This is a genomic window from Streptomyces sp. NPDC038200 (assembly GCF_055600785.1).
This window is the reverse complement of sequence record NZ_JBVJYH010000019.1, coordinates 160,491-176,605: the sequence shown is the minus strand read 5'-3', so window position 1 is coordinate 176,605 and position 16,115 is coordinate 160,491. Positions and strand designations below refer to the sequence as shown.

General features: G+C 74.0%; 16 protein-coding genes. 3 read left to right on the top strand and 13 right to left on the bottom strand.

From position 1 onward, the window contains the following. Positions 1 to 8 precede the first annotated feature (8 nt). The 11 genes from ACZ7KF_RS31850 to ACZ7KF_RS31800 form a co-directional block, all read right to left on the bottom strand. A complete protein-coding gene (locus tag ACZ7KF_RS31850; protein WP_471082729.1) occupies positions 9 to 1,520 on the bottom strand; it encodes a glycoside hydrolase family 43 protein in 1,512 nt (503 codons plus the stop codon). Next, on the bottom strand, positions 1,517 to 2,362 hold the full coding sequence (locus ACZ7KF_RS31845) for a DUF6807 domain-containing protein (protein ID WP_471082726.1): 846 nt from the start codon (positions 2,360 to 2,362) through the stop codon (positions 1,517 to 1,519). The genes ACZ7KF_RS31850 and ACZ7KF_RS31845 overlap by 4 nt, the downstream gene beginning before the upstream one ends. After that, a complete protein-coding gene (locus ACZ7KF_RS31840) occupies positions 2,359 to 3,504 on the bottom strand; it encodes a Gfo/Idh/MocA family protein (protein ID WP_471082723.1) in 1,146 nt (381 codons plus the stop codon). Before ACZ7KF_RS31840 ends, ACZ7KF_RS31845 begins: the two co-directional genes overlap by 4 nt. Beyond that, positions 3,501 to 4,385, bottom strand: coding sequence for a carbohydrate ABC transporter permease (locus ACZ7KF_RS31835; protein ID WP_471082720.1), 885 nt, complete (start codon positions 4,383 to 4,385; stop codon positions 3,501 to 3,503). Before ACZ7KF_RS31835 ends, ACZ7KF_RS31840 begins: the two co-directional genes overlap by 4 nt. After that, positions 4,382 to 5,317, bottom strand: coding sequence for a carbohydrate ABC transporter permease (locus ACZ7KF_RS31830; protein WP_471082718.1), 936 nt, complete (start codon positions 5,315 to 5,317; stop codon positions 4,382 to 4,384). Before ACZ7KF_RS31830 ends, ACZ7KF_RS31835 begins: the two co-directional genes overlap by 4 nt. Before the next feature lie 84 nt (positions 5,318 to 5,401). Continuing rightward, entirely contained in the window at positions 5,402 to 7,132 is a 1,731-nt protein-coding gene (araD, locus tag ACZ7KF_RS31825) for an L-arabinonate dehydratase (protein WP_471082716.1), read from the bottom strand. Beyond that, positions 7,120 to 8,031 (bottom strand): dihydrodipicolinate synthase family protein, encoded by a 912-nt coding sequence (locus tag ACZ7KF_RS31820; protein ID WP_471082714.1) that lies wholly within the window; start codon positions 8,029 to 8,031, stop codon positions 7,120 to 7,122. The genes araD and ACZ7KF_RS31820 overlap by 13 nt, the downstream gene beginning before the upstream one ends. Continuing rightward, positions 8,028 to 8,681: a GntR family transcriptional regulator gene (locus ACZ7KF_RS31815; RefSeq protein WP_471082712.1), complete on the bottom strand. Its 654-nt coding sequence runs from the start codon at positions 8,679 to 8,681 to the stop codon at positions 8,028 to 8,030. Before ACZ7KF_RS31815 ends, ACZ7KF_RS31820 begins: the two co-directional genes overlap by 4 nt. A 180-nt stretch (positions 8,682 to 8,861) precedes the next feature. Continuing rightward, complete coding sequence (locus tag ACZ7KF_RS31810; RefSeq protein WP_471082710.1) at positions 8,862 to 9,623, bottom strand: MBL fold metallo-hydrolase; 762 nt, start codon at positions 9,621 to 9,623, stop codon at positions 8,862 to 8,864. 79 nt (positions 9,624 to 9,702) lie between these two features. After that, a complete protein-coding gene (locus ACZ7KF_RS31805; RefSeq protein ID WP_471082707.1) occupies positions 9,703 to 9,960 on the bottom strand; it encodes a hypothetical protein in 258 nt (85 codons plus the stop codon). A gap of 11 nt (positions 9,961 to 9,971) precedes the next feature. Continuing rightward, positions 9,972 to 10,277, bottom strand: a complete 306-nt coding sequence (locus ACZ7KF_RS31800) for an antibiotic biosynthesis monooxygenase (RefSeq protein WP_471082704.1) — start codon at positions 10,275 to 10,277, stop codon at positions 9,972 to 9,974. A 354-nt stretch (positions 10,278 to 10,631) separates the two neighbouring features. Here ACZ7KF_RS31800 and ACZ7KF_RS31795 point away from each other — a divergent pair, with 354 nt between their 5' ends. Continuing rightward, the gene (locus ACZ7KF_RS31795) at positions 10,632 to 11,867 is read left to right on the top strand and encodes an MFS transporter (RefSeq protein ID WP_471082701.1); all 1,236 of its coding nucleotides are present in this window, start codon (positions 10,632 to 10,634) and stop codon (positions 11,865 to 11,867) included. Here ACZ7KF_RS31795 and ACZ7KF_RS31790 read toward each other — a convergent pair. Continuing rightward, on the bottom strand, positions 11,804 to 12,967 hold the full coding sequence (locus tag ACZ7KF_RS31790) for a hypothetical protein (protein ID WP_471082699.1): 1,164 nt from the start codon (positions 12,965 to 12,967) through the stop codon (positions 11,804 to 11,806). The genes ACZ7KF_RS31795 and ACZ7KF_RS31790 overlap by 64 nt on opposite strands. 112 nt (positions 12,968 to 13,079) lie before the next feature. Next, positions 13,080 to 14,021 (bottom strand): 5-dehydro-4-deoxyglucarate dehydratase, encoded by a 942-nt coding sequence (locus ACZ7KF_RS31785; RefSeq protein ID WP_471082696.1) that lies wholly within the window; start codon positions 14,019 to 14,021, stop codon positions 13,080 to 13,082. A gap of 232 nt (positions 14,022 to 14,253) precedes the next feature. Here ACZ7KF_RS31785 and ACZ7KF_RS31780 point away from each other — a divergent pair, with 232 nt between their 5' ends. Together ACZ7KF_RS31780 and ACZ7KF_RS31775 are read left to right on the top strand one after the other, a co-directional pair. Further along, a complete protein-coding gene (locus ACZ7KF_RS31780) occupies positions 14,254 to 15,063 on the top strand; it encodes an NAD-dependent epimerase/dehydratase family protein (RefSeq protein ID WP_471082693.1) in 810 nt (269 codons plus the stop codon). A gap of 273 nt (positions 15,064 to 15,336) precedes the next feature. After that, positions 15,337 to 16,107, top strand: a complete 771-nt coding sequence (locus ACZ7KF_RS31775; protein ID WP_471082690.1) for a DeoR/GlpR family DNA-binding transcription regulator — start codon at positions 15,337 to 15,339, stop codon at positions 16,105 to 16,107. Positions 16,108 to 16,115: the final 8 nt, after the last annotated feature.

Sequence of the window (16,115 nt, the reverse complement as noted above, 5' to 3'; positions counted from 1 at the left end):
TGCGGGGCTCAGCGGGGGGTGATCCGGAACCGGGTGAAGGTCGCCGACCCCGCGTGCCCCGGTCCCTCGGGGGCGACGGCGAACAGGCCGAGCAGGGCGCCGACCCAGCGCCAGGGGGTGGCGGCGAAGACCGGTCCGGAGGAGCACGGGCCGTGCCCGAGGTCGTACCGGAACCGGCACCGCGCCCCGGGCCCGGCCTCGATCAGCAGCCGCGCCCGCCCCTCGGGTGCGGCGCACGGCGGCGCGGCGTCCCGTTCCCGGTCGGCGGCCGTCTCCGCGAACCGGTGCACGAGCCGGACCGTCCCGTCGGCCCCACGCTCCAGCCCGATCCAGGAGAAGGCGTCCCCGAGCACCACGAGCCCCGCCCGCGCGCCCGGTTCGGTGCCGTCCAGCCGCAGCTCGACCTCGACGGTGCCCGGCCGGCCGGGCAGCCGCTGGGTGAGGACGTTCGGCAGCTTCCGCGGGTCGTGGGCGTCGGCGGAACGGACGCAGGCCAGCCACAGACCGTCCCCCGAGTGGTGGGTGGCCCAGCCGTCGCCCGGGTTGGCGGTCCACTGCCACTGCCGGCCGTACCGGCCGCCGGGGAAGGCGTCGTCGGTGGCGGGCGCGGCGGGTGGCTGCGGCGGCAGGGCGGGCCGCCGGTGCACGGTGACGGGGGCGCCGCCCTCGCCCAGCACCGGCCAGCCGTCGGCCGCCCAGCGCATCGGCTGGAGGTGGACCACCCTGCCGTAGGGGCCGCGCTGCTGGAAGTGCAGGAACCAGTCCTCGCCGGCCGCGGTGCGCACCCAGCCGCCCTGGTGCGGCCCGTTGACGTCGGTGTCCTTCTGCTCCAGCACGATCCGCTCCTCGTACGGGCCGAAGAACCCGCGGGAGCGGAACGCGCCCTGCCAGCCCGTCTCCACTCCCCCGGCGGGGGCGAGGATCCAGAACCAGCCGTCGTGCCGGTAGAGCTTGGGTCCTTCCAGGGTGAACCAGCCGGGGACGCGGTCCCCGTCGACGATCACCTCGCCCTCGTCGAGCGGCGAGGTGCCCTCGGGGTGCATACGGTGGCCGGTGAGGCGGTTCTTGACGCCGGAGCGGGACTTGGCCCAGGCGTGCACGAGGTAGGCCTCGCCGGTCTCCTCGTCCCACAGCGGGCAGGGGTCGATCAGGCCCCGGCCCGCCTCGACCAGGTGCGGGCGGGTCCAAGGGCCCCTGATCCCGGGTGCGTTGACCTGGAAGATGCCCTGGTCCGGGTCGCCCCAGAAGATCCAGAAGCGGTCGTCGTGGTACCGGATGGACGGCGCCCAGACCCCGCGGTCGTGCCGGGGCCGCGCGAACTCCTCCGCCGGCTCCAGGCGTTCCAGGGCGTGCCCGACGAGCGTCCAGTCGACCAGGTTCCGCGAGTGCAGCAGGGGCAGGCCCGGGGCGCGGCCGAAGCTGGAGGCGGTGAGGTAGAAGTCGTCGCCGACGCGGACGACGTCCGGGTCGGACCAGTCGGCGTCCAGGACCGGGTTGGTGTAGGTGCCGGGGGTGGTCACTGGGCCACCGCCTTGCGGACCAGGGCCGCCGCCTCGTCCCGCGTCGGCCGGCCGTCGGCGACGACGGTGACGATCCGGCGTACGACGGTCTCGCCGGGCGCGACGGTCAGCCGCTCGGTGTGCGCCAGGCAGGACCCCACGCCCGGGTACTCGGCGGCCCGGACGAACCACGGGTCCCGGCGGGTCTCGCCGGTGGCGCCGGCGAACACCAGCGTCCAGCCGGCGCCCGCCAGCGCGACCCAGTCGGCGCGGGTGCCGTGCACCCGTGCCTCCCCGTCCCGGTCGGCCGTGAACACCTCCGGTGCCTCGCGCTCCTTGCGGGCCCGCCAGAAGAAACCGCCGTAGGCCGCGCCGGGCCGCCCGTTGGTGGCGGGGCTGCCGATCGACAGGGCGTCGCGGGTGGTGTTGGTGAGGGAGAGGGTGAGGTCCAGCGCCCAGGCGGTGCCGGTGAGTCCGGTGGCCGCCACGGTACGGCGCTCGCGCAGCAGTTCGGCCCCGGCGGCGACCCAGCGCAGCTCCTCCACGAAGCCGTCGGGGTCGCGCAGCTGGAAACCGGTGTGCCGCTGGGTGCCGTGGTTGTCCAGCTCGGTCGGCCCCCGGCCGCGGACGAAGGTCCTCCCGCCCCAGAAGTTGTGCCCCTCGACGTCGGGGACGGCGACACCGACGCCGAGGTGGTGTGCGTGGTCGGCGGGGCTCGCCTCCGTGACCGCCGTGCCGGCCAGGGTGGTGACGGGGTGCAGGAAGGGGCGCGGGGCGAGCCGGACGGGCAGCTCGGGCCGGGCGAGGTAGCGGGCGACCGGGCGGCCCGCGACCCGCAGGACCAGGCTGTCGGGGGAGGTCATCGGGTGCTCGCCTCCCTCGGCAGGGCCCAGGACGCGCCCAGTTCGGAGAAGAGGGCGAGGGTCTCGGCGGACGCCGCGACCAGGCCGTCGACACCGGGCACGACCCGGCGGTGCTCGGCGGGCAGCAGCCGCCAGGCGTGGTCCGGGAGCGGCACCGGGTCCGGGGCGGTCCGGACGGCCTCGACCACCCGCATGAAGGCACCGGTGGCGTCCGGCGGGACCAGCAGCGCGGCACCGCTCCGCACGTGCGCGACCAGGTTCTCCAGCAGGTCCGTGCGGCCGTGCTCGGTCTCCTCCGGGCCGTGGCCGGTGCGCTGGAGCAGCACCCGGTCCTGCTTGTACCAGAAGGTGATCCGGCCGCCGCTGCCGTGCACCAGCAGGTACGGCTCCCCGGGCCGCTCGGCGCACAGGGTGGCCGCGACGGTGACGGGTCCGCGCGGGGTGCGGACGCGGACGCAGGAGGTGTCGTCGGACTCGATGGCGTTGGCGCGCAGCAGCTCGGTCTCGATGCCGGTGACGTCGTCGGCGCGGGTGGTGCCGAGCAGGGCCAGTCCGGTGGCGACGGCGTGCGCGAAGGGGTTGGTGAGGACACCGTCCATGACGTCGGTGCCGTTCAGCCGCCGCCGGCCCGCCCAGGGCGCCCGCCGGTAGTAGGCCTCGTCCCTGGCCCAGGCCCCTGCCCCGCCGACCCCGGTGACCTCGCCGATCGCGCCCTCGGCGAGCAGCCGGCGGATGGCGGGCACGGCGGCCGAGCCCAGCGACTGGAAGCCGATCTGGCAGGCCACCCCGGCCTCGGCGACCCCGTCGGCCATCCGGCGGAACTCGGCGTGGGAGGGAGCGGGCGGCTTCTCCACCAGCAGGTGCACCCCGCGCGCGGCGGCGGTCAGGGCCAGGTCGGTGTGGGTCGGGATCGGTGTGCAGAGCACGGCGATCCGCGCGCCGGTGGCGTCCAGGAGCGCGCCGAGGTCGGCCGACTGCCGGGGCGTGCCCAGACCGTCCGGGATCTCCCGCGCGGTCAGCGGGGTCGGTTCGCAGATCCCGGCCAGCCGTACGGCTCCCGCGGCCTGCAGGCGGCGGATGTTCTCCAGGTGCCGGCGGCCGTGCCCGCGCGCGCCCGCCAGGACGAGGGGTACGGGCGTCATCCCTTCACCGCCCCCGCGCTGAACCCGGTGATCAGCCACTTCTGGATGAAGGCGAACACGATCACCACGGGTACGGCCGCGACGATGCCGCCCGCCGCCAGGGCGCCCAGGTCGACGCTGTCCGCGCTCATCAGGGTGTTGAGGCCGACCGGGATCGTCTGCTTGCTCGGGTCGGAGAGGAACATCAGGGCGAACAGGAAGTGGTTCCAGGCGTGCACGAAGGCGAAGGAGCCGACGGCGATCAACCCGGGCCGCAGCAGGGGCAGGACGACGATCCGGAAGGCGGTCAGCCGGTTGCAGCCGTCCACCCAGGCGGCCTCCTCCAGGGAGTACGGCACGTTCCGGATGAACCCGCTGATCAGGATCATCGACAGCGGCAGCTGGAAGACGGTCTCGGCGAGGACGACGCTGCCGAGGGAGTTGATCATCCGCAGGCCGGCGAAGATCTGGAACAGCGGCACCAGCAGCAGCGCGCCCGGCACGAACTGGGAGCAGAGCAGCGCCAGCAGGAAGCCGCGCTTGAGGCGGAAGTCGAAGCGGGCGAGGGCGTAGCCGCCGGCCAGGGCGACGACGGTGGTCAGCAGCAGCGTGGCGAGGCCGACGTAGACGCTGTTGGTGAAGTAGGTGCCGAAGCCGCGCTCGGTCCACACCTTCTCGAAGTGCTCGGAGGTCATCGGCCAGGGGACCAGGGAGGTGGAGCCGGCCGGGCGGAGCGCGAAGAGGAGGATCCAGTAGAAGGGGATCAGGGTGAAGAGGAGGTAGGCCGTCAGGGGGACGTAGATCTGCCAGCGCGGCGCTTCGTCCCGGGCGCGGTGCCGCCGGCCGGGCCGGGCGGGCTCGGCCGTCACGCGCTCGGGTGCGGGAGCGATCTCGGTGATCACGTGGACTCGCCTCCGAACTTGCTCAGGCGCAGATAGGCGATCGAGCAGAAGAGCAGGATCACGAACGCCACCGTGGTCAGGGCGGAGGCGTAGCCGAAGTTGTGGGCGTCGACGCTGGTGTTGGCGATGTACAGCGGGAGGGTGGTGGTCTCGCCCGCGGGGCCGCCGCCGGTGAGGGTGTAGAGCAGGTCGACGTTGTTGAACTCCCACACCGCGCGCAGCAGTGTGGACAGCACGATCGTGTCCTTCAGGTGCGGCAGGGTGATGTGCCGGAACCGCTGGAGCCGGCTCGCCCCGTCGACCTCGGCGGCCTCGTACAGGTCCTTGGAGACGGACTGGAGGTCGGCGAGGACGAGGATCGCGAAGAAGGGGACGCCGCGCCAGAGATCGGCGACCACCGCCGCCGGGAAGACCGTCGACGGGTCGGAGAGCCAGCTGGTGCCGTAGGACCCGATGCCCGCGTCGGCGAGGTACCGGGTGATGCCGGTCTGGGAGTTGTAGAGCAGCACCCAGATGGCGGAGGTCAGCACGCCGGAGACGGCCCAGGGCGAGAAGACGAGCGCGCGGCCCAGCGCCCGTCCCGCGAAGGTCTGGTTGACGATGAGCGCCAGCGCCAGTCCGCACAGCAGCTGGAGCGCGACCTCGACGACGACCCACTTGGCGCTGAAGGTCAGCGTGTCCCAGAACTGGGGGTCGTGGGCGAAGGCCCGGGTGAAGTTGTCGAGGCCCGCGAAGCCGTTCCGCCACGGCTTGGTGGGGTTGTGGTTCCGCAGGCTGTAGTAGAAGACGCTGAGCACCGGGTAGGCGATGAAGCCCAGCATCAGCAGGGCCGCGGGGGCGATCAGCAGGTACGGCAGCCTGCGCGGGGTCGCGGAGGCACGGCGCCGCCGGGGTGGCGCGGCCGGTTTCGCCACGGCTGCGGCTTGGGCCATGACTGTTCTCCGTTCTCGGTGAAGCGCTTTCCGATCGATGTTCGAAATCCCGACCACAGGAGTTCGCGGTCGGAGGGGGGCGGCTCAGCCCGCGTAGGGGTCCCGCACCTTTCCCGGCCGGGCGAGGAACTCGAAGTCGCAGCCGGTGTCCGCCTGGGTGATCTGCTCGCTGTAGAGCGCGCCGTAGCCGCGCTCGTACCGGGCGGGCGGCGGGGTCCACTCCGCCCTGCGGCGTGCCAGCTCGTCGTCGTCCACCTCCAGCCGGAGGGTGCGTGCCGCGACGTCGAGCGTGACGAGGTCGCCGGTGCGGACGAGGGCCAGCGGGCCCCCGACGTACGACTCGGGCGCGATGTGCAGGACGCAGGCGCCGTAGCTCGTACCGCTCATCCGGGCGTCGGAGATCCGGACCATGTCCCGCACGCCCTGCTTCAGCAGGTGGTCCGGGATGGGCAGCATGCCGTACTCGGGCATGCCCGGTCCGCCCTTGGGGCCGGCGCCCCGCAGCACCAGCACGCTGTCGGCGGTGATACCGAGCGCCGGGTCGTCGATGGTGCGCTGCATGGTCCGGTAGTCGTCGAAGACGACGGCCGGGCCGGTGTGCGCGAGCAGGCGGGGCTCGGCGGCGATGTGCTTGATGACCGCGCCGTCCGGGCAGAGGTTGCCGCGCAGCACCGCGACCCCGCCCTCGCCCGCCACCGGGTTGTCCCGGGGGCGGATGACGTCGTCGTGGTGGACCCGGGCACCGGCCAGCTGCTCCCGCAGGGTGTCGTGCGAGACGGTCGGCCGGTCCAGGTGGAGCAGGTCCGGGATCCGGGACAGGAACCCGGGGAGCCCTCCGGCGAAGTGGAAGTCCTCCATCAGATACGTCTGTCCGCCGGGCCGGACGTTCGCCAGCACCGGGACCGTCCGGGCGATGCGGTCGAAGTCGTCCAGGGTGAGCCGTACGCCCGCCCGGCCGGCCATGGCGATCAGATGGATCACGGCGTTGGTGGAGCCGCCGAGGCCGAGCACGGTGGTGACGGCGTCCTCGAAGGCCTCGCGGGTGAGGATGCCGGACAGCCTGCGGTCCCGGTGGACCAGGTCGACGGCGGTCAGGCCCGCCCGCGCGGCCATCCGGTCGTGCCCGGAGTCCACCGCCGGGATGCTGGAGGCGCCCGGCACGGTCACCCCGAGCGCCTCGGCGGCGGCGGTGAGCGTGGACGCCGTGCCCATGGTCATGCAGTGGCCGGGCGAGCGGGCCAGGCCGCTCTCCAGTTCGGCCAGCTCGCAGTCGCCGATGAGGCCGGCCCGCTTGTCGTCCCAGTACTTCCACATGTCGGTGCCGGAGCCGAGGACCTCCCCGCGCCAGTGGCCCGGGAGCATGGGGCCGGCCGGCACGAAGACGGCGGGCAGATCGGCGGAGGCGGCGCCCATCAGCAGCGCGGGCGTGGACTTGTCGCAGCCGCCCATGAGCACCGCGCCGTCCACCGGGTACGAGCGCAGCAGTTCCTCGGTCTCCATCGCGAGCAGGTTGCGGTAGAGCATGGGGGTCGGCTTCTGGAAGGTCTCGCTGAGGGTGGAGACCGGGAATTCGAGCGGGAAGCCGCCCGCCTGCCACACCCCGCGCTTGACGGCCTGGGCGCGGTCGCGGAGGTGGACGTGGCAGGGGTTGATGTCGGACCAGGTGTTGAGGATCGCGATGACCGGCTTGCCGAGGTGCTCCTCGGGCAGATAGCCGAGCTGGCGGGTGCGGGCGCGATGGCTGAAGGAGCGCAGTCCGTCGGTGCCGTACCACTGGTGGCTCCTGAGCTGCTCCGGGCTCCTCACAGGGACCACCCGGCGGCTATGGCGGCGACCTCGGCGCGCTCGTCCTCGGGCAGCGGCCTGCTCGGCGGGCGGACGTCCCGGCGGCACAGGCCGAGGGCGGCGAGGGCCTCCTTGACGACGGTGACGTTGTTGGCGTTGCCGTGCGCGGCGCGCAGTTCCTCGAAGCGGCGGATCTGTTCCCAGATCTTCATGGCGGCCGGGTAGTCACCCGACCGGAGCGCTTCGATCATGTTCAGCGAGACGGCCGGGGCGACGTTCACGAGCCCGGAGGTGAAGCCGGTGGCGCCCGCGGAGAAGTAGGAGGGGGCGTAGGGCTCGGCGAGGCCGGCCACCCAGACGAAGCGGTCCAGTCCCGCGTCCCGGGCGAAGGCCGCGAACCGGGCGGCGTCCGGCACGGCGTACTTGACGCCGATGACGTTGGGGCAGTGGTCGGCGAGTTCGGCGAGCCGGGCGCCGGGCAGCCGGTCGTCGCGGATGTACGGGACCACGCCCAGCCCGGGGACGGCCTCGGCGATCGCGCGGTGGTAGTCGACCCAGCCGGCCGCGGAGACGTAGGGGTGCACCGGCTGGTGGACCATGACCATCCCGGCGCCGAGGTCGCGGGCGTGCCGGGCGGAGGCGACGGCGGTGGGCAGATCGTGCCCGACCCCCACCAGGACGGCGGCACGGTCGCCGGTCTCCTCGATGGCCGACTCGGTGACCAGGCGGCGCTCCTCGGGGGTGAGGGCGTAGAACTCGCCGGTGTTGCCGTTCGGCGTGAGGGTCCCGATCCCGCTGTCGAGCAGGCGACGCAGCAGGGCCCGGTGGGCGCCGGTGTCGACGGAGCCGTCCTCGGCGAAGGGGGTCACCGGGATGGCCACCACGTCGGCCAGGGCCGCCCGTTGGGTCTCGAACGTCACGCTGCTCATTGCTGACCTTCCTCTGGGAGCTCGGGGAACGCACGGCGTACGAAGGACGCGATGTGGGCGTGCAGGGCGCTCGCGGCGCCGGCCGCGTCACCGTCCAGCGCGAGCCGCAGGATCTCCCGGTGCTCGGCGGCCTCCCGCTCCCAGGAGGGGTCGGTGGCCCAGGCCACGGCGGAGACGAGGGCGGCCTGGTCGCGGACCTCGTCCAGCATCCGGCCGAGCAGCGGATTGCCGCACGGCAGGTAGAGGGCGCGGTGGAACTCCCGGTTGGCGAGCGAGCGTTCGGCGGTGTCGGTGGCGTGGTCGGCGCGGGTGAGCGCGTCGCGGGCGGCGTCGAGGGAGGCGCCCCGTGTGACGGCCCGGCGCAGGGCCTCCGGTTCCAGCAGCAGCCGCACGTCGTAGACCTCGCGCGCCATGTCCGCGTCCACCATGCGCACCGTGACGCCCTTGTACTGGCTCATCACGACCAGACCGGTCCCGGCGAGGGTCTTCAGCGCCTCCCGCACCGGGGTCTTGGACACCCCGAACTGCGCGGCCAGTTCGGTCTCTACCAGGGCCTGACCGGGTGTCAGCACGCCGGTGAGGATGCGGTGCTTGATCGCGTCGAGCACGTACTGCGTGCGGGACGGGATCGGGGTGGGCACAGAGGTCATGCGGCCCTCTCGGATCTCACATATCGCGTCTCATATATGACGTACGGAGTACGACGCGTCGACGGTAGGAGGGGGCCGGTGTTTCGTCAATGCCTCTGACAAAGGAAGTCGGACGTGCGTGCGGGCGGGCATGGGGGCGTGCACCCCGACGCGCGCCGGGGCGGGCAGCCGGACGCGGCGTCAGACGCCGTGGATGTCGCCCTCCACGGCGGTGAACGTCGGCCGGCCGAAGACCGCGGCGGCGCGCTCGGTGGCCGCCTCACGGGTGAGCGTGGGCCCGACATGGGTGACGAGCAGCTCGCGCACGCGCGCGTCCCGGGCGATACGGCCGGCGTCCTCGGGGGTCAGATGGACCTGCCCGGGGTGTTCGCCTTCGCGATGCCCGTCGAGGTCCGCCTCGCACAGGAACAGATCGGCCCGCAGCGCGAGTTCGGTGAGCGCGGGGCAGGGCCCGCTGTCTCCGGAGTACGCCAGCACGCTGCCCTGGCACTCGGCGCGCAACCCGTACGCCTCGGTGTCGTGGGCGACGGCGCGGGCGGTCAGCCGGAGGTTCCAGTGCCGGACGTCATGACCGTCGTACAGCGCCCGGAAGTCGAAGACGTCCTTGAGGAAGTCGACGTCCGGCCGGCCGAGGAAGCCGGCGAGGCGCCGCGCGCAGTCCTGCGGCGCGTACACGGGGATCGGCGCGTGCGGCGTCATGCCGCCGAAGGCGAAGGCGTAGGCGGCGGAGAGCAGATCGGCGCTGTGGTCGGCGTGCAGATGCGAGATCCAGATCGCGGTGAGCCGGGCAGGGTCCGTGTGCCGCTGCAACGCGGCGAACGTACCGGGCCCCGCGTCCACCCACACCTCGGCACCACCGCCGGACAGCAGGTATCCCGAGCAGGGCCGGTCGGGGCCGGGGTGCGGGGAGGCGGTACCGAGGACGGTGAGGGCGAGCGGCATGCAGGGAGAGTACGACGCCCCGCGCCCGCGCCGGCTCACTTCGCCGAGGGGAAGCCGGGTGTCATCGCCGGGCGGCCGGTCAGATCTCCATCACGGCGTCGCAGTCCTGGCAGACCAGGGAGGCGTACTCGGCGGGGTACCAAGAGGTGCGAGGGGTGCCGGAGGGCGGCGCGGGAGCCGGCTCCATGGCGAAGGTGTCCTTGCCGCAGAGCGTGCGCGGGCCCGCCGCGCCGGACCTGCCGGGGGCCGAGGGGGCCGCGTGCACCCGGCGCGGCTGCCGCTCCCCGTCGGCCGCCGCCTGCCGGTCCGGCTCGTACATGACGACGATCTCGCTCATGCCGGCCCGCTTCACCCGTGCTCGGCGTGCGGGAGGGTGAGTTCGCGGCCGCGGTAGAAGCCCTCGTGTTCCTCCACGACGTACGGGGCCATGGCCGCCCGCCGCTGCGCCTCCGGTTCGGAGGACCGCCAGGCGTCGCAGGCGTCCCGGGACTCCCAGAACGACACGCCGGTGAGTTCCCGGCCGTCCTCGGACCAGTACGCGTAGGCGCGGCGCATGCCCTGCGGGGAGGGGGACGGACGCCATGCGCTCTCGAACTCCGCCAGCGTGCCCGGCTGGAGGCGGCGCGTCGTCACCCACACGTAGTGCTCGTCCATTGCGGCTTCCTCCGTTGGCTCGGGGCCGGTCCGACCCGGGCACCACCATGGGTGCGGGGCCGGTCGCGGCTCTGCTCCGGGACGACGAGGTTCCCGTCGTCCGATCATGCCTGCCCGCGTGCGACGGCGCTCGTTCAGAGACTCCGGCTCCGGCCCGCCCGGCCGTCCCGGCGGTGCCACGGCCGCCGTCCCGGCTCCCACCCGCCCAGGCCCACCCCTCGGCCCCGCACCCCGCCTCGTCCCCACCCCCCGCTCACCCCTCGCCCCGCCTCATCCCCACACCCGCGCCCGCCCCGCGAACCGCGGCATCCTCCCCATCCCGGCGCCCCCTCCTTAGACACATGATGACCAGGCATGACGACTTCCCCGACCGTGTTCCGCGTGCTGCGGGACCGCAACGCGGCGCTGTACCTGGCGGCGGTGGTGGTGTCCGGATTCGGCACGTCCGCGCTGTGGCTGGCGTCGGGCGTGTGGGTGAAGGACATGACCGGCTCCGACGGTCTGGCCGCCCTGTGCATGCTCGCCCTGTGGGCCCCCACCCTGGCCGGGCCGGCGCTCGGCACGCTCGCCGACCGGTTCCCCCGGAAGCCCCTCCTGATCAGCCTGGACCTGGGCCTCGCGGCCCTGCTCCTCACCCTCCTCGCCGTCGACTCCCCCGGCCGCCTGTGGCTGCTGTTCGCCGTCCTGCTGGTGTACGGCGCCGCCGGGGCCGTCCAGGACGCCGCCGAGTCGGCGCTGGTGGGCGCCGCGGTCGGCGCGGACCTCCTGGGTGACCTCAACGGCCTGCGCATGACCGTCACCGAGGGCATGAAGCTCGTCGCCCCGCTGACCGGCGCGGGACTCTACGCGGCCTGCGGCGGCCCCGCCGTGGCCTGTCTGGACGCGGTCAGCTTCCTCCTGTCGGCCGGGGTGTGCGGTCTGCTCCGGGTGCGCGAGAAGCCGCCCGCCGGGTCCGGTGCCGGCTGGCGGCGGGAGACCGCCGAGGGCGCCCGGCACCTGTGGGGACACCCCGGGCTGCGCCCGCTGGTCGGGGCGGCCGGTGCCACGATGCTGCTGGTCGCGCTGAGCAGCACGACGGTGTACGCCGTGGTCGACCGGCTCGGCCACTCCCCCGCCTACACGGGCGTGCTGTACGCCGCCCAGGGAGCCGGCTCGGCGACCGCCGGGCTGCTCGCCGGGCCGGCGCTGCGCAGACTCGGCGCCCGGCGGTTCGCGGCGGCCGGGATCGCCCTGACCGGCGTCTCGACGGTGGTCCGGGCCGTACCGTGGGACCCGCTGGCGACGGCCTCCGCCGCGGTGGCCGGCCTGGGGCTGCCCTGTGTGCTGATCGCCGCGCTCACCGCCGTCCAGCGCGAGACGCCCGGCCCCCTGCTCGGCCGGGCCACGGCGACCGCCCACACGCTGATGTTCACCCCCAACGTGCTCGGGCTCGCCGCCGGGGCCGGCCTGGTGGCGTCGGCCGGCCCCGGACTGCTGCTGCCGCTCTACGGCACGGCGCTGCTCGGCACGGCCGCCGCGCTGCTGCGTCAGCGCGCGGACAGTGCCGCGCGCACCGCGTCGAGATCGCCGTCCGACGCCAACCCGGCGTGATACAGCCGCAGTTCCGTCGCCCCGTCGGCACGCGCGCGTGCCGCGTCCGCCGCGAGCGTGCCGGGGCTGCCGCCCATCCCGGTGACGACGGTGAGGTTGGCGGCCAGCACCGTCCCCTCCCGCGCCCGCTCGGCGAAGGGCGCCAGCAGGGCCGTCCCGCCCGTGCAGGGCACCACCACCCCGTCGGCGACGGAGAGGATGTGGGCGGGATCGACGCCCACGTTGGCACCGCAGTGGTAGGAGACCGGGTCGGCGTGCAGCAGGATCCGGAAACCGTCGGGCGCGGCGGCACGGACGGCGGCCACGGCCTCCTCCTGGAGGGTGCGGGCGGTGGTGTCGCGCCACGCGCGCGTGGCGGCCGCGGTGTCCTCGCCGAGCAGCTTCCCGACCGTCGGCCAGCCCTCGTCGCCGGCCGTGCCCCGCCACAGCGGTTCCAGCGCCTGCCGTACGGCCGCCGCCAGCGCGTCGGCGTCCAGGCCCCGGACGCCGTAGCCGGTCCGGCAGGACGGGCAGAAGCACAGGGACATCAGGTACTGCCCGGCGTCCCCGAGGCCCACCCCGGCGGTCTTGTCGTGGGCGTGCAGGTGCTGGAGCCCGTACCAGCCGAGGGACTCCAGTTCCGTGCCGCGCGCGCCGGGACGTACGGCGGCCTCGGCGGCCAGGTCGACCAGGTACGCGCGCGTGGCGGGCTGGGCGACGCAGGGCGCCCACGGGTAGCGGTCGCCGTAGGCGTTGACGACCGAGGTGTCGGGGTGTTCGGCACCCATCCGGGAGTTGTGGGCGAGGACGACCCAGGTGTGCACCTCCAGTCCGGCCCCGGCGAGGGCCTCGGCAGCCTCGCCGTAGGCGTTGCCGGGGGCCCAGCGGCCGGCGGGGTAGGGCCGCAGGCCGCGGCCCGACCAGCGGTCGCCCGGCGGGTAGAGGACGGACGCGTACTCGGCGGTGACGATGCGGTGGCGGGGGTGGCGCGGGGTCAGCGCGCGCGTGGAGTGGTAGGCGGCGGCGAGGGTGACCTGCTCGACGCCGAGTCCCGCGATGCGTGCGGGGGCCTCGGGATCCCCGTTGACGTCCCAGGGGTAGACGAACGCCGACGCCCTCACACGCCCTCCTCGTCCCGCACGCGGCCGAGCACGCTCCCGCGCCCTCGTCGTCCCGGCACGCGGCCGGGCTCCCTCCCGCACCCTTCCCGTCCCGGCACGCGGCCGTGCCCGCTCACGTGTCCCCCTCCAGCAGGGCGTGGCCGCGCTCGATCAGCTGGGCGAGCTGTTTGACGTGGTCCTCGGCCGGCTCGTGCAGCGGGGGCCGGACCTCGCCGACGTCCAGGCCGCGCAGCCGCACTCCGGCCTTGACCAGGGAGACGGCGTAGCCGCGCCCCTGGGCGCGCAGTTCCACGAACGGGCGGTAGAAGCCGTCCAGCAGGCGGTGCGCGGTGGGCAGGTCGTCCGACTCCAGTGCGCGGTGGAAGGCGAGGGCGATCTCCGGCGCGAAGCAGAAGACCGCGGAGGAGTACAGGGTGATGCCGAGCGCGCGGTAGGCGAGCTGGGTCTGTTCGGCGGTGGGCAGTCCGTTGAAGTACAGGAAGTCGCCGGGGACCTCGGTGCGGACGACGCTGACGACGCGCTGCATCAGATCGAGGTCGCCGAGGCCGTCCTTGAGGCCGATCACGCCGTCCGTGCGGGCCAGTTCGGCCACGGTCGCGGGGGTGAACACCGCGTTGTCGCGCTGATAGACGACGACCGGCAGGGCGGTGGCCGCGGCGATCTCCCGGTAGTGCCGCAGCAGGCCCTCCTGGGCGGGGACCACGAGGTAGGGCGGCATGGCGAGGAGGCCGTCGGCGCCCGCGCCGGCGGCGAGCCGGGCGTAGCGGACGGCGAGGGCGGTGCCGTAACCGGCGCCCGCGACGACCGGGACACGCCCGTCGGCCGCCTCGACGGCCGCCCGGACGCAGGACTCGAACTCCTCCGGCAGCAGCGCGTGGAACTCCCCCGTGCCGCAGCAGGCGAAGACGGCGGCGGCCCCGGCCGCGACCCCCTGGCGCACATGGGCGCGGTAGACGTCCAGGTCGAGTGAGCCGCCGGGGCCGTAGGCCGTGACGGGGAAGAAGAGCGGCCCGCTCGGGTCACGGAGCCGGGCGGCGAGTGGTGCTGGCGTCACAGGCACTCCCTGTCGGTGCATGCTTCTGATCGGCGTCTATATTTCTGAACAGCCTCACGCTACGGTCCGGTATCGCGGCGGGTCAAGCGGGCGAACGGGCAACACGGCAGCGGATTTCCGCCTGTCACGGCACACTTGACGGGGCATGCGGCGGCTCCCTAGCGTGTCCACGGATGTGAATCCTGTCCATGCATGCGGCCACCCTCTCACCCGACGTCAAGGAGATCGAAGGATGCCCGCTCCCCGCACCCTCCTGCTCACCGGCGCCGCCGGCGGGCTCGGCACCCTGATGCGGTCCCTGCTTCCGGAGTACGGCTACACACTGCGCCTGTTCGACGTCCGCCCGATCGAGGGGGAGCCGGACGCCGTCACCGCGGACCTCACCGACACGAAGGCGCTGCGCGAGGCCGTGCGGGGCGTGGACGCGGTCCTGCACCTCGCGGGCATCTCCCTGGAAGCACCCTTCGAGAAGATCCTGAGGTCGAACATCGAGGGCACGTACCACCTGTACGAGGCCGCCCGCCAGGAGGGTGTGCCGCGGATCGTGTTCGCCTCCTCCAACCACGCCGTCGGCTTCACCCCGGCCCCGCGCGCGGGCGAGCCGCTCGTCCCCGTCGACACCCCGCGCCGCCCGGACACCTTCTACGGTCTGTCGAAGTCCTTCGGCGAGGACCTGGCCCAGCTGTACTGGGACAAGCACGGCCTGGAGACCGTCTCCGTGCGCATCGGCTCCTGCTTCCCGGAGCCGACCAGCGTCCGCATGCTCTCGGTGTGGATGAGCCCGGCCGACGGCGCCCGTCTCTTCCACGCGGCCCTGACCGCCGAGGAGGTCGGTCACACGGTCGTCTACGGCTCCTCCGCCAACACCCGCCTGTGGTGGGACCTGACCACCGCGCGGGCGCTCGGCTACGAGCCGCGGGACGACTCCGAGCCGTACGCCGAGAAGCTGGTCGCCGAGCAGGGCGAGCTGGACCCGGGGAACCCGGCCCACAGTCACCTGGGCGGCCACTTCGTGAACGACCCGCCCCTCTGGCCGTACTGAGCCCTCCGGCGGCTCGAAGCGGCCGGAATCGATCGTCCACACGCGCGGGCGGGCACCGAACGGGCCCGCCCGTCACCCTGTCCGGGCATCCGACGTGCCCGTTCCCACCCCGCCCCGGACAGCCGCGCAGGTCCGCGACGGTCACGGGCGGCGCGGAACGGGCACAACCGGGCAGGATCGGGCCCACGGCAGACCTGGTCAGCCGCGCGCGCCGAGGGTAGAACTTCCCCCAGGAGCCCGAACGGGCAGCTCCACAGGGAAGTGGGTGACGACATGAGCATGTGGACGACGGACGAACGCCGGCGCGAGATCGTACGGGCCGCCCGCACCACCGGCTCGGTGGACGTCACCGCGCTCGCCACGGAGCTGGGCGTGGCCAAGGAGACCATCCGGCGCGATCTGCGCGCCCTGGAGGACCACGGTCTGGTCCGCCGCACCCATGGCGGCGCCTACCCGGTGGAGAGCGCCGGCTTCGAGACCACGCTCGCCTTCCGCGCCACCAGCCACGTGCCCGAGAAGCGCCGGATCGCCGCCGCGGCGGCCGAGCTGCTCGGGGACGCCGAGTCGGTCTTCGTCGACGAGGGCTTCACCCCGCAGCTCATCGCCGAGGCGCTGCCGAAGGACCGGCCGCTGACCGTGGTCACCGCGTCCCTGCCGGTCGCGGGCGCCCTGGCGGAGACCGAGAACATGTCGGTCCTGCTCCTCGGCGGACGCGTCCGGGCCGGCACGCTGGCGACCGTCGACCACTGGACGACCCGGATGCTGGCCGGCTTCGTGATCGACCTCGCCTACATCGGTTCCAACGGCATCTCCCGCGAGAACGGCCTGACCACGCCCGACCCCGCGGTCAGCGAGGTCAAGGCCCAGGCCGTCCGGGCCGCGCGCAGGACCGTCTTCGCCGGCGTGCACACCAAGTTCGGGGCGGTCAGCTTCTGCCGGTTCGCGGAGGTCGCCGAACTGGAGGCGATCGTGACGAGCACCCAGCTGCCGACGTCGGAGGCCCACCGGTACGCACTGCTGGGCCCCCAGGTCATCCGGGTCTGACCACCCGC

Bases quoted from the DNA above. Each gene is read 5' to 3' on its own strand.
- ACZ7KF_RS31775 (WP_471082690.1), top strand. From the start codon at position 15,337: ATGAGCATGTGGACGACGGACGAACGCCGGCGCGAGATCGTACGGGCC.
- ACZ7KF_RS31810 (WP_471082710.1), bottom strand. From the start codon at position 9,623: ATGCCGCTCGCCCTCACCGTCCTCGGTACCGCCTCCCCGCACCCCGGC.
- ACZ7KF_RS31840 (WP_471082723.1), bottom strand. From the start codon at position 3,504: ATGACGCCCGTACCCCTCGTCCTGGCGGGCGCGCGCGGGCACGGCCGC.
- ACZ7KF_RS31815 (WP_471082712.1), bottom strand. From the start codon at position 8,681: ATGACCTCTGTGCCCACCCCGATCCCGTCCCGCACGCAGTACGTGCTC.
- ACZ7KF_RS31830 (WP_471082718.1), bottom strand. From the start codon at position 5,317: ATGGCCCAAGCCGCAGCCGTGGCGAAACCGGCCGCGCCACCCCGGCGG.
- ACZ7KF_RS31795 (WP_471082701.1), top strand. From the start codon at position 10,632: ATGACGACTTCCCCGACCGTGTTCCGCGTGCTGCGGGACCGCAACGCG.
- ACZ7KF_RS31780 (WP_471082693.1), top strand. From the start codon at position 14,254: ATGCCCGCTCCCCGCACCCTCCTGCTCACCGGCGCCGCCGGCGGGCTC.
- ACZ7KF_RS31800 (WP_471082704.1), bottom strand. From the start codon at position 10,277: ATGGACGAGCACTACGTGTGGGTGACGACGCGCCGCCTCCAGCCGGGC.
- ACZ7KF_RS31820 (WP_471082714.1), bottom strand. From the start codon at position 8,031: ATGAGCAGCGTGACGTTCGAGACCCAACGGGCGGCCCTGGCCGACGTG.
- ACZ7KF_RS31805 (WP_471082707.1), bottom strand. From the start codon at position 9,960: ATGAGCGAGATCGTCGTCATGTACGAGCCGGACCGGCAGGCGGCGGCC.
- ACZ7KF_RS31845 (WP_471082726.1), bottom strand. From the start codon at position 2,362: ATGACCTCCCCCGACAGCCTGGTCCTGCGGGTCGCGGGCCGCCCGGTC.